Raw genomic sequence first — 10,855 nt, 5'->3', positions numbered from 1 at the left:
GAAACCGACAGCCTCAGCGGAGCGATGTTATGGCCTCTTACCAGTACGTTTACCACATGGACGGCGTCTCCAAGACCTATCCGGGCGGCAAGAAGTGCTTTGAAAACATTCGCCTTTCTTTCCTGCCGGGCGTGAAGATCGGCGTTGTCGGCGTCAACGGCGCCGGTAAGTCGACCCTGATGAAGATCATGGCCGGCATGGACAAGGACTTCACCGGCGAGGCCTGGGCCGCCGAGGGTGCCAAGGTGGGCTACCTGCCGCAGGAGCCGCAGCTCGACGAAAGCCTGACCGTGCGCGAGAACGTCATGCTGGGCGTCGCGGCGAAGAAGGCGATCCTCGACAAATACAACGAACTGGCGATGAACTACTCGGACGAGACCGCCGAGGAGATGGCCCAGCTTCAGGACCAGATCGACGCCGAGAACCTCTGGGATCTCGACAGCCAGGTCGACGTCTCGATGGAGGCCCTGCGCTGCCCGCCCGACGACGCCAACGTCGCGACGCTTTCGGGCGGTGAACGCCGCCGCGTCGCGCTGTGCAAGCTGCTGCTCGAAGCGCCCGACATGCTGCTGCTCGACGAACCGACCAACCACCTCGACGCCGAGACCATCGCCTGGCTCCAGCAACACCTGATCGACTACAAGGGCACGATCCTGATCGTCACCCACGACCGTTACTTCCTCGACAGCATCACCGGCTGGATCCTCGAACTCGACCGTGGCCGCGGCATCCCCTACGAGGGCAACTATTCGTCCTGGCTGGAACAGAAGGCCAAGCGGCTGGAACAGGAAGCGCGCGAGGACAAGGCCAAGCAGAAGACGCTGGAACGCGAACTCGACTGGATCCGTCAGGGCGCCAAGGCCCGCCAGTCGAAGTCCAAGGCCCGTATCGCGGCCTACAACGACCTCGCCAACCAGTCCGAGCGTGAGCGTGTCGGCCGGGCGCAGATCGTCATCCCCAACGGCCCGCGCCTCGGCGCGAAGGTGATCGAGGTGGAGCACCTGAACAAGGCGATGGGCGACAAGCTCCTGATCGAGGACCTGACCTTCTCGCTGCCGCCGGGCGGCATCGTCGGTGTCATCGGCCCCAACGGCGCGGGCAAGTCGACGCTCTTCAAGATGCTGACCGGGCAGGAAAAACCCGACGCCGGCACGGTCGAGCTGGGCGACACCGTGCAGATGTCCTACGTCGACCAGTCGCGCGACGACCTGAACGCCACCGACACCGTCTGGCAGGCGATCTCCGGCGGGGCAGAAGTCATCAAGCTGGGCGACGCCGAACAGAACTCCCGAGCGTACTGCGGGGCGTTCAACTTCAAGGGCGGCGACCAGCAGAAGAAGGTGGGCCAACTCTCGGGCGGCGAACGCAACCGCGTCCACATGGCGCGCCTGCTGAAGGAGGGCGGCAACGTCATCCTGCTCGACGAACCGACCAACGACCTCGACGTGGAAACCCTCCGCGCGCTGGAAGACGCGCTGGTCGACTTCGCCGGCTGCGCGGTGGTCATCTCCCACGACCGCTTCTTCCTCGACCGGATCTGCACCCACATCCTGGCCTTCGAGGGCGAAGCGCATGTGGAATGGTTCGAAGGCAACTTCGAAGACTACGAAGAAGACAAGAAACGCCGCCTCGGCGCCGATGCCCTCGAACCCAAGCGCCTGAAGCACAAGAAGTTCACGCGCTGAACAATCGGGTGGGTTGCAAACCCACCCTACCTTTATGACTGCGATTGAAAGTATGTGAGTTCCATCCCCTAGTTCGAGGACAAACTATGGCATTTCGTTGGCGCTGCCCACATTGCAACCTGGATCAAGCCGTAACAAATCCCTCAGTTTCCAATGTCGAAGTTCACTATTATATCGGTGACATCGCCACTGGAAACATTGGCTTAATCTCTCGCGCCATTGCTTGCTCGAATCCCGACTGTTTGATGCCGACCGTGTCGGTCGCCATTGTTAATACTGGAACGTATCAGAACGGACACCGCTATTTCCTTGAGAACGCTGAACCTATTGCAAAAATGCGCTTGATGCCGGAAAGCGCCGCCAAGCCGATGCCTAGGGTCAGGACTCGTTCTCTCTCAAAGCCAGAAGATCACGGTCGCAGCGAGTGCGATCGCTGAGAAGAAGGTCTTTGGGCATCGGTCATAACGGGTCGCCACCCGTCTCCAATCCTTGAGCCTGCCGAACATGATCTCGATCCGGTTGCGACGCTTGTACCTGCGCTTGTCGTACGGGACGGGCGTCTTCCGTTTCGTCCGGCCCGGGATGCAAGGGCGTATCTTCTTGTCTTGCAAGGCTTCTCTGAACCAGTCGGCATCGTAGCCGCGATCTCCGAGCAGCCATTTCACGTCTGGCAGCCCGCCGACCAGCGCACGCGCCCCGATGTAGTCGCTGACGGGGCCGGCAGTCAGGAACAGGTCGATGGGCCGGCCATGGCTGTCGCAGACGGCGTGCAACTTCGTGTTCATGCCTCCCTTCGTCCGGCCAATCAGCCGTCCACGCCCCCCTTTTTCACGCCCAGGCTGGACGCCGTGCGATGGGCCTTCAGATGAGTTGCGTCGATCATCACGGTCGTCTCCTCACCATGCTCGCCCGCCAGCCCAGCCATGATCCGGGCGAAGACGCCTCTATCGCTCCACCGCTTCCAGCGGTTGTAGAGTGTCTTGTGCGGGCCGTATTCCCTTGGCGCATCTCGCCACCGCAATCCATTGCGATTGATAAAGATAATACCGCTCAGAACGCGCCGGTCATCAACCCGGGGCTTGCCGTGCGACTTGGGGAAGTAAGGCTCCAGACGCGCCATCTGCGCATCGCTCAACCAGTAGAGATCAGACATGTTCACCGCTCGTTTTCGAACGGTGAATCACGCTCGCTCAACCAAATCAATGGGTCCTGAACCTAGCTTCATCCCTACACCGATCATCGAAGACTACACAGAGGCATGTCGAATAAGCCTCTTGTCGCCGAAAGCATCGGCCACATTATCCCGCCGGTGCCTTCAGGGTATGATCCGCGACTTTTGTGGCATTAAAGAGAAAAATCTATTCAACGAGATCGAAAAACTAAAGGAAATGGCTAAGAATGGCTCCGCCCCAAGGGGCGTCTCGTTAGGGTCAGGACTCGTTCTCTCTCAAAGCCAGAAGATCACGGTCGCAGCGAGTGCGATCGCTGAGAAGAAGGTCTTTGGGCATCGGTCATAACGGGTCGCCACCCGTCTCCAATCCTTGAGCCTGCCGAACATGATCTCGATCCGGTTGCGACGCTTGTACCTGCGCTTGTCGTACGGGACGGGCGTCTTCCGTTTCGTCCGGCCCGGGATGCAAGGGCGTATCTTCTTGTCTTGCAAGGCTTCTCTGAACCAGTCGGCATCGTAGCCGCGATCTCCGAGCAGCCATTTCACGTCTGGCAGCCCGCCGACCAGCGCACGCGCCCCGATGTAGTCGCTGACGGGGCCGGCAGTCAGGAACAGGTCGATGGGCCGGCCATGGCTGTCGCAGACGGCGTGCAACTTCGTGTTCATGCCTCCCTTCGTCCGGCCAATCAGCCGTCCACGCCCCCCTTTTTCACGCCCAGGCTGGACGCCGTGCGATGGGCCTTCAGATGAGTTGCGTCGATCATCACGGTCGTCTCCTCACCATGCTCGCCCGCCAGCCCGGCCATGATCCGGGCGAAGACGCCTCTATCGCTCCACCGCTTCCAGCGGTTGTAGAGTGTCTTGTGCGGGCCGTATTCCCTTGGCGCATCTCGCCACCGCAATCCATTGCGATTGATAAAGATAATACCGCTCAGAACGCGCCGGTCATCAACCCGGGGCTTGCCGTGCGACTTGGGGAAGTAAGGCTCCAGACGCGCCATCTGCGCATCGCTCAACCAGTAGAGATCAGACATGTTCACCGCTCGTTTTCGAACGGTGAATCACGCTCGCTCAACCAAATCAATGGGTCCTGAACCTAGATAGCATTGATGCACTTCATCATCTGCGGAGCTTGGGCAATATTGGCGCGCATATGGAGAAAGATATCGACCGAATAGTGTCTGTTGATCCAGACGAAGCACACCTGTTGATCGAGTTGATCGAGACACTGTTGGATGAATGGTACATCGAGAGAGCTAAGCGCGAAAATCGTTTTGCACGATTGAAGCAAGTAGCTGATGACAAAGAAGACCTGCGTAAGCTACCTTTTCCCTCCAACGACAGCTTGAGTTCGTGACCTCACCACCCCGTTAACACGAACCCTCTTGCCCCGACTCACCAAACCTGTCAAACGGGCCAAGCTACCGTTACCCAGATCGCCTACCTGTCTCCCTCACCCGGCGACAGAGCACCGATTTTGCTCTGACCTACGCCGACCCGCAGCACTTCCGCGTGCGGACACTTAAGGAGAGACACGATGGCCACTGGCACCGTGAAATGGTTCAACACCACCAAAGGTTATGGCTTCATTCAACCGGAATCCGGCGGCAAGGATGTGTTCGTGCACATCTCTGCAGTCGAGCGTTCGGGCCTGACCGGCCTCGCCGACAACCAGAAGGTCAGCTACGAGCTGCAGACCGGCCGTGACGGCAAAGAGTCCGCAGGCAACCTCGAGCTGCTCTGACGATCTGCCTTCGGGCAGAACCGGACGCAGGGGGAGTGCCCTCTCCCTGCGACTGAGGCGTACTCCGCCACACCAGACGTCAACGCTGCCGACCAGAACGGCACCAGGCGATATCGAACCGACGCACAGGCCGGAATGCGCCTGTCGCGCAGCGCGTTCAACCTGACGTTAACGCAAACTCTCTTGCTCAGAATCACCCGATCTGCGATAAGATGGCCTTGCTACGTTACCAGATCGCCTACCTGTCTCCCTCATACGGCGACAGAGCACCGATTTTGCTCTGACCTACGCCGACCCGCAGCACTCCCGCGTGCGGAACAAGACAGGAGACACACGATGGCCAAAGGCACCGTGAAATGGTTCAACACCACCAAAGGTTATGGCTTCATCCAGCCGGATGAAGGCGGCAAGGACGTTTTCGTCCACATTTCCGCAGTCGAGCGTTCCGGCCTGACCGGCCTCGCCGACAACCAGAAAGTCAGCTACGAGCTTCAGACCGGCCGCGACGGCAAGCAGTCCGCCGGCAACCTCGAGCTGCTCTGAGCACGCTTTGGGGCTCCGCGCCACGCGCGTGACGGGGCCCCTCCTCTACCGGCAACAGCACTGTCGAGCCGCAGGCTCGGTCATGCCGGTCTTTCCCAGATATGGACGATTCGGCACGCTTGAGGGCGATCGACCGGTGTGTCCGCACGCCCGTCCCGAAAAGGTTAACAACCGGCCGGTTCGGGGGGTCAAACCGGCCGGGACTCACCTTTCAAAATCGTTAACGCGGCAAGGTGAACGGGGCGGACGCGTCTTTAACACTTGCCAGTTTCGCCAATTTTGCGCTTCATGGCGGCATGTTGCGCAATATCCCGGCTATCCTGTCCCCCGACATCCTCCACACGCTGCGTGCCATGGGCCACGGCGATATACTCGCCATCACCGACGCGAATTTCCCGGCCTATTCAATGGGATGCAAGGTGCATCGTCTCGACGGCATTCCGGCGACCGACGTTCTTGACGCGGTTCTGACGCTCATGCCGCTCGACAGTTTCATCCCCGATCCGGCCTATACCATGCAGGTCGTCGACGATCCGAACGCCGTGCCCGAGATTGTCGCGCGTTTCCAAGACATTATCGACCGCGTTTCCGATAACCCAACCAAGATTATCACAGCCGAAAGATTCGCCTTCTACGACCGGGCCAAAAGTAGTTTCGCCGTGATTCAGACCGGGGAAACAAGGCTTTACGGCAATATCCTGCTGACAAAGGGCATTATTCCGCCGGGGTAATCGGGCAACACGCCGGTCACGTATTCCGTACTGGCGAAACCTCCTGCTAATGCACAGGTTAATCTTGTCAAAGGAGGTGCCGAAATGGCTCGCAAGACACGCAAACCGCAACCCGAACTGCCGGTGGCCCCGAAGCCCAAGTCGTGGCGTTTCACCGACTGGGCTTCGCTGTAAGGCCTGGGTCTAGATCCCGGTAAGTGCCTGGATCTGCTGAACAACGTCATCAGCCCCGGTGCCCTGCCTGAGGCTGGTGAAGACGAAGGGCCGACCGTCCCTGACCCGCGTCGCATCGTCTCGCATCACGTCGAGCGACGCGCCCACGTAAGGCGCAAGATCGGTCTTGTTGATGACCAGCAGGTCCGAGCGCCGGATGGCCGGTCCGCCCTTGCGCGGGATCTCTTCTCCGGCAGCAACATCAATGACATAGACGGTAAAGTCGGCAAGTTCCGGAGAGAAGGTGGCGCTCAGGTTATCGCCCCCGGATTCGATCAGGACGACCTCCACCTCCGGGTGCCGTTCCACCATTTCCGCCACCGCGGCAAGGTTGATCGACGCATCCTCGCGGATCGCCGTGTGCGGGCAACCCCCTGTTTCCACACCGATAATCCGGTCCATCGGCAGGATCTGCATGCGCATCAGCGCCTCCGCATCCTCCTGTGTGTAGATGTCGTTGGTGATGACCCCGATGGAGTAGTCGTTCTTCAGACGCTCCGCGAGGCGTGCGGTCAGCGTCGTCTTGCCCGCACCGACCGGTCCCCCGATCCCGATGCGCAACGGCCCGTTCATGGTTGTCACGATTGGAAAATCCTTACGTCCATAGTCTCATGTGTCATGGAGGCGATGTCCGCCATGAAGCTGTTCGACCAGATCTCGCCGCCCTCGGCGACGACGGTCTCTGCCACCGCGACGCAAGGCGCCGAAAGTGCCGCGACGATCCTCTGCGCATCGGTCTGGCCCAATGGCATCAGCCGTTGTCCGCAGGCGACCATGTTGCTCACAACCCCCTGAAGATAAAGGATCAAAAGCGGCCCAAGGTCCAGCCCCACGCGGCGCGCCGCATGGCCGAGGGCGACCGGCAAAACCACCGGCGGCACCTCGATGTGCCAGACGTCGGACGTGATCCGGGCAAAGGCCGCGCCCTGCCGCTCGGCCTCTCTCAGGCGGTCGGAAGAGGGCATGTAGGACCGCGCCAGCGCATCAAGCTCGACAGGCGGCAGGTCCTCGTGCCACGCCCGCGCAATCCACACCGCGTCCGACCGGCCGCTGCCCACCTCGATCACGTCGCGCAGCCAGGCCTCAAGCGACGCCGCGTCGTGCACAATGCCGTCCGCGCAGGCCCTCTCCACCCCTTGGGAAAAAGCAAACGTTCCCAGGGGGTAGGACGGTGACAGCCATTGCGCGACCGTCAGAAGACGGGGGTCAATGGGCATGGGCGGTGTGGCCATGTTCGTGGCTGTGGGTCCGGCCATGACCATAGGCGCCGCCTTCGGGCGTGAAGGGCCGCACGGTTTCACGGACGTCGGCGCCGAGGTGCTCCAGCATGTGCCGGATCACCGGATCACGCTGGATCACAAGGTGGTCATCGCATATCTGACACGGCGTGTGCCGATTGCCGATGTGCCAGGCCAGACGCGCCAGCGAACCGCGGATTTCCAGCACGTCTTCGGCGGCGGCCCGCACTGCCACCAGACGTCCGTCGCCCAGTTCCAGCGCGTCGCCATCGTCGAGCGAGGTGGTCTTTTCCAGATCGACCACGAAGGCCAGGCCGCTTTCGGCCACCAGCCGTTTGCGCCGCAGGAAGCGGCCGTCATAGTCCAGCACCACGGTCTCGGAGGCACCCGCCCCCTGGCCGCGTTTCAGGACCTGCGCTACGGGAATATCACTCATTTCACGGCCTCGATACGATGGTAGATGTAGCGGTCATTGGTCCCGTCATAGGTACTTCCCGCGTAGTAGGCGATGCCCAGTTCTGGCAGATAATGCAACAGATCCACGGTGTTGGAGTCGTCCTCGGAATACCGGATCTCGATCGGGATCATGTCGTAGGTGCATGCGCCGAAGCTGGCGCGGCCTTTCGGCCCAAAGTCGTAGGACTGCACTTCACTGTCAAAGTTGCCGCGCTCATTGCGCAGCAGTGAAAACTGTGCGGTCGACCCCGGCACGGGCAGCGGCAGATCCTCGGCGTTCTGCGGGAAGGCATAGGTCATGCGGGTCGACGGATCGGGTTCCGCGCCGTCCATGTCCATCAACTCCAGAAGGTAGATCCCCTGCCCCAGAAGCGAGCGCGTCGCTCCCCCGTCCGCATGCGTAAAGATCGCTTCGACCACCCCGGGACGCAGACTGCGAAAGACTTCCTCGTCGCCTTTGTCCACGCCGAAACGGATGCCCGCCTCAAGGTCCGTGGCCACCGGACACTCTTCTGCCAAGACGGGCACCGCGACCGTCATCGCGGCCACCATTGCCAAGATCTTCATAGACTTTCTCCCGCCGCGCGCGCCATTGGCCGATGGAAAATCGCGCGTGCTGTTCGATTTGATAACCAAGTTTTTACCCCATCGACTTAACCAGTTTGCATGGGCAACAGGCAAATCATATCCCGCATATCCACGTCACTGGACTCCATCCGTGATCGCATGCAGTTGATCAAGGAACTCCACGTCGAGTTGTCCGGGCAAGGGCCAATCTACGGCCCACATGGCTCCGGATCGCGATCTGAACCAGACATGCCGGATCAGGCGAACACGGCACCGCATCCTGCAATGACTGGTGCCAACCGGCGGATCTGATCGCCCGTCAGGCAGGTCAGAACAGAAAATACCTTTGTGCCATCGGCAATTCGGCCGCCGGCTGGCATGTCAGCAATTCGCCGTCGGCGCGCACTTCGTAAGTCTCCGGGTTGACCTCGATCTTAGGGGTCGCGTCGTTCAGCTTCAGGTCCGCCTTGCCGATGCCCCGGGTGTTGCGCACCGCCACGGTCGTCTTCGCGAGCCCCAGCGACGCCCCGATCCCTTCGGACTGCGCGGCTTCAGACACGAAGGTCACGGCAGAGTTCTCGACGCTGCGGCCATAGGCACCGAACATCGGGCGCGAATAGACCGGCTGCGGCGTCGGAATTGAGGCGTTCGGATCGCCCATCTGCGCGCAGACGATGGTCCCCCCGATCAGCACCATCTCGGGCTTCACACCGAAAAATGCCGGGTTCCAGAGCACGAGGTCCGCGCGCTTGCCCGCCTCGATGGAGCCGATCTCATGCCCGATGCCATGCGCGATGGCCGGGTTGATCGTGTACTTGGCGATGTAGCGGCGGACACGCAGGTTGTCGTTGTCGCCCTTCTCTTCGGACAGCCTGCCCCTTTGTTTCTTCATCTTGTCGGCGGTCTGCCACGTGCGGATCAGCACCTCGCCCACACGCCCCATGGCCTGGCTGTCGGACGCGATGATCGAAAACGCGCCCATGTCGTGCAGGATGTCCTCGGCGGCAATGGTCTCGCGCCGGATGCGGCTTTCCGCAAAGGCCACGTCCTCGGGGATCGACTTGTCGAGGTGATGGCAGACCATCAGCATGTCGAGGTGTTCCTCGATGGTGTTCACCGTGAAGGGCCGGGTCGGGTTGGTCGAAGACGGCAGGACAAAGCTTTCGCCGCAGATCTTGATGATGTCGGGCGCGTGCCCCCCGCCTGCGCCCTCGGTGTGGAAGGCGTGGATGGTGCGGCCCTTCATGGCCTTTACGGTGTTCTCGACAAAGCCGCTCTCGTTCAGCGTGTCGGTGTGGATCATCACCTGCACGTCCCAGTCATCGGCGACCGAGAGACAGCAGTCGATGGTCCCGGGGGTTGTGCCCCAGTCCTCGTGCAGCTTCAGCGCGCAGGCTCCGCCCTTGATCTGCTCGATCAGCGCAGCGGGAAGCGAGGCATTCCCCTTCCCCGCAAACGCAAGGTTCATCGGAAAGGCATCCGCCGCCTGCAACATCCGGCCAAGATGCCACGGCCCCGGCGTACATGTCGTGGCGAGCGTGCCATGCGCGGGTCCGGTGCCGCCGCCCAGCATGGTGGTCAGCCCCGAGTGAAGCGCGTCCTCGATCTGCTGCGGACAGATGAAGTGGATGTGGCTGTCGAAGCCTCCGGCTGTCAGGATGCGGCCCTCACCGGCGATGGCCTCCGTTCCGGGACCGACGATGATGTTGACGCCCGACTGCGTGTCCGGGTTACCCGCCTTGCCGATGGCCGCGATGCGTCCGTCCTTCAGCCCCACGTCTGCCTTGTAGACGCCGGTCCAGTCGACAATCAGCGCATTGGTGATGACGGTATCGACGGCACCCTCGGCGCGGGTGACCTGGCTTTGCCCCATGCCGTCGCGGATCACCTTGCCGCCTCCGAACTTGACTTCCTCGCCATAGATCGAAGCGTTCGGCCCGCTGCCGCCGTTGACCGCGGCACCGACGGCCTCCGCGGTCAGGTCGCGTTCGACCTCGACGATCAGGTCGGTGTCGGCAAGGCGCAGGCGGTCCCCCGTCGTGGGACCGAACATGGCGGCATAGTCGGCGCGTTTGATGGACGTCGGCATTCCTGTATTCTCCCTCGTTCGCCGGTCACCACGCAAAGGACGCCGGCGGCATTGTCTTTCAGAGCCCCTGCGGGCCGTATGGCACCCCTCTCAGGGTCGCCGGAATCCTCGTTGCGACAGCCTGCGCCGGTTCGCCCGGGCGGCCCTGTCGAACGGCAGCACCACCGCGTCGTAGACGGCTTCAGGCGTTTCCCCCCGCCAGGCGGCGCGGATCAGACCGTGCCCGGCTTCGGCGATCGCGGCCTGTTTCTCGGACACCATGAGCGTGTTCTCGGATTTCGGGACCGACCAGATACCCATGAAGCCGAGCGTGCGCATGGTGATGACTGCCGAGGCCTCGGCCGCCATGAGGGCCAGCATGGCCTGACGTTCCGCGACGCGGAGATAGCAGGTGAGTGGGGAAGAGGACTGCACGAAG

14 protein-coding genes are annotated in these 10,855 nt (G+C 61.6%); 6 read left to right on the top strand and 8 right to left on the bottom strand.

Annotation, left to right across the window (positions count from 1 at the left end):
• The first annotated feature begins 29 nt into the window (after positions 1–29).
• Positions 30–1,685 (top strand): energy-dependent translational throttle protein EttA, encoded by a 1,656-nt coding sequence (gene ettA, locus ABFK29_RS06610; protein WP_040604748.1) that lies wholly within the window; start codon positions 30–32, stop codon positions 1,683–1,685.
• Between the two features lie 395 nt (positions 1,686–2,080).
• On the opposite strand, the gene ABFK29_RS06605 is transcribed toward ettA, so the two are convergent.
• Positions 2,081–2,838 (bottom strand): IS5 family transposase gene (locus tag ABFK29_RS06605; RefSeq protein ID WP_085983406.1). Its coding sequence is split into 2 segments (ribosomal slippage): positions 2,081–2,517 and positions 2,517–2,838, totalling 759 coding nucleotides; the frame shifts between segments, so codons are not numbered across the junction.
• On the opposite strand from ABFK29_RS06605, the gene ABFK29_RS25145 reads away from it, so the two are divergent.
• Positions 2,837–3,202: a DUF4145 domain-containing protein gene (locus ABFK29_RS25145; RefSeq protein ID WP_083803471.1), complete on the top strand. Its 366-nt coding sequence runs from the start codon at positions 2,837–2,839 to the stop codon at positions 3,200–3,202. The two genes, ABFK29_RS06605 and ABFK29_RS25145, sit on opposite strands and share 2 nt — an antisense overlap.
• On the opposite strand, the gene ABFK29_RS06600 is transcribed toward ABFK29_RS25145, so the two are convergent.
• Positions 3,133–3,890, bottom strand: a protein-coding gene (locus ABFK29_RS06600; RefSeq protein ID WP_085983406.1) for an IS5 family transposase whose coding sequence is annotated in 2 segments (ribosomal slippage) — positions 3,133–3,569 and positions 3,569–3,890 — 759 coding nt in all. Because the reading frame shifts where the segments join, the coding sequence is not laid out codon by codon here. The genes ABFK29_RS25145 and ABFK29_RS06600 overlap by 70 nt on opposite strands.
• 119 nt (positions 3,891–4,009) lie before the next feature.
• Between ABFK29_RS06600 and ABFK29_RS06595 the strand changes: the two genes are divergently transcribed.
• From ABFK29_RS06595 to ABFK29_RS06580, 4 genes are all read left to right on the top strand, one after another.
• Positions 4,010–4,213: a hypothetical protein gene (locus ABFK29_RS06595; RefSeq protein WP_157136532.1), complete on the top strand. Its 204-nt coding sequence runs from the start codon at positions 4,010–4,012 to the stop codon at positions 4,211–4,213.
• Positions 4,214–4,393: 180 nt separating this feature from the next.
• Entirely contained in the window at positions 4,394–4,600 is a 207-nt protein-coding gene (locus tag ABFK29_RS06590) for a cold-shock protein (RefSeq protein ID WP_005860649.1), read from the top strand.
• A 336-nt stretch (positions 4,601–4,936) separates the two neighbouring features.
• On the top strand, positions 4,937–5,143 hold the full coding sequence (locus tag ABFK29_RS06585) for a cold-shock protein (protein WP_005860647.1): 207 nt from the start codon (positions 4,937–4,939) through the stop codon (positions 5,141–5,143).
• A gap of 233 nt (positions 5,144–5,376) precedes the next feature.
• Positions 5,377–5,874: an RbsD/FucU family protein gene (locus tag ABFK29_RS06580; RefSeq protein WP_347100233.1), complete on the top strand. Its 498-nt coding sequence runs from the start codon at positions 5,377–5,379 to the stop codon at positions 5,872–5,874.
• Between the two features lie 183 nt (positions 5,875–6,057).
• Here the strand turns inward: ABFK29_RS06580 and ureG are convergent, their stop codons facing one another.
• The 6 genes from ureG to ABFK29_RS06550 form a co-directional block, all read right to left on the bottom strand.
• On the bottom strand, positions 6,058–6,660 hold the full coding sequence (ureG, locus tag ABFK29_RS06575; protein ID WP_005860643.1) for an urease accessory protein UreG: 603 nt from the start codon (positions 6,658–6,660) through the stop codon (positions 6,058–6,060).
• A gap of 5 nt (positions 6,661–6,665) precedes the next feature.
• Positions 6,666–7,193 carry an urease accessory protein UreF gene (locus ABFK29_RS06570; RefSeq protein WP_347100231.1) on the bottom strand — a complete coding sequence of 176 codons (528 nt, stop codon included), beginning with the start codon at positions 7,191–7,193 and terminating at the stop codon, positions 6,666–6,668.
• Between the two features lie 100 nt (positions 7,194–7,293).
• Positions 7,294–7,761: an urease accessory protein UreE gene (locus ABFK29_RS06565; protein WP_005860640.1), complete on the bottom strand. Its 468-nt coding sequence runs from the start codon at positions 7,759–7,761 to the stop codon at positions 7,294–7,296.
• Positions 7,758–8,348 carry a hypothetical protein gene (locus tag ABFK29_RS06560; RefSeq protein WP_005860638.1) on the bottom strand — a complete coding sequence of 197 codons (591 nt, stop codon included), beginning with the start codon at positions 8,346–8,348 and terminating at the stop codon, positions 7,758–7,760. The genes ABFK29_RS06565 and ABFK29_RS06560 overlap by 4 nt, the downstream gene beginning before the upstream one ends.
• Before the next feature lie 328 nt (positions 8,349–8,676).
• Positions 8,677–10,437 carry an urease subunit alpha gene (ureC, locus tag ABFK29_RS06555; protein ID WP_005860636.1) on the bottom strand — a complete coding sequence of 587 codons (1,761 nt, stop codon included), beginning with the start codon at positions 10,435–10,437 and terminating at the stop codon, positions 8,677–8,679.
• A gap of 90 nt (positions 10,438–10,527) precedes the next feature.
• Positions 10,528–10,851, bottom strand: coding sequence for a hypothetical protein (locus ABFK29_RS06550; protein ID WP_050772442.1), 324 nt, complete (start codon positions 10,849–10,851; stop codon positions 10,528–10,530).
• Positions 10,852–10,855: the final 4 nt, after the last annotated feature.

This window comes from Sagittula stellata E-37 (genome assembly GCF_039724765.1).
Taxonomy (GTDB): domain Bacteria; phylum Pseudomonadota; class Alphaproteobacteria; order Rhodobacterales; family Rhodobacteraceae; genus Sagittula; species Sagittula stellata.
Note: the sequence above shows the minus strand (reverse complement) of the source record. Positions and strands in the feature narration are given on the sequence as shown.

Coding starts and splice junctions, on each gene's coding strand:
- ettA (WP_040604748.1), top strand. CDS start 30: ATGGCCTCTTACCAGTACGTTTACCACATGGACGGCGTCTCCAAGACC.
- ABFK29_RS25145 (WP_083803471.1), top strand. CDS start 2,837: ATGTTCACCGCTCGTTTTCGAACGGTGAATCACGCTCGCTCAACCAAA.
- ABFK29_RS06595 (WP_157136532.1), top strand. CDS start 4,010: ATGGAGAAAGATATCGACCGAATAGTGTCTGTTGATCCAGACGAAGCA.
- ABFK29_RS06590 (WP_005860649.1), top strand. CDS start 4,394: ATGGCCACTGGCACCGTGAAATGGTTCAACACCACCAAAGGTTATGGC.
- ABFK29_RS06585 (WP_005860647.1), top strand. CDS start 4,937: ATGGCCAAAGGCACCGTGAAATGGTTCAACACCACCAAAGGTTATGGC.
- ureG (WP_005860643.1), bottom strand. CDS start 6,660: ATGAACGGGCCGTTGCGCATCGGGATCGGGGGACCGGTCGGTGCGGGC.
- ABFK29_RS06565 (WP_005860640.1), bottom strand. CDS start 7,761: ATGAGTGATATTCCCGTAGCGCAGGTCCTGAAACGCGGCCAGGGGGCG.
- ABFK29_RS06560 (WP_005860638.1), bottom strand. CDS start 8,348: ATGAAGATCTTGGCAATGGTGGCCGCGATGACGGTCGCGGTGCCCGTC.
- ureC (WP_005860636.1), bottom strand. CDS start 10,437: ATGCCGACGTCCATCAAACGCGCCGACTATGCCGCCATGTTCGGTCCC.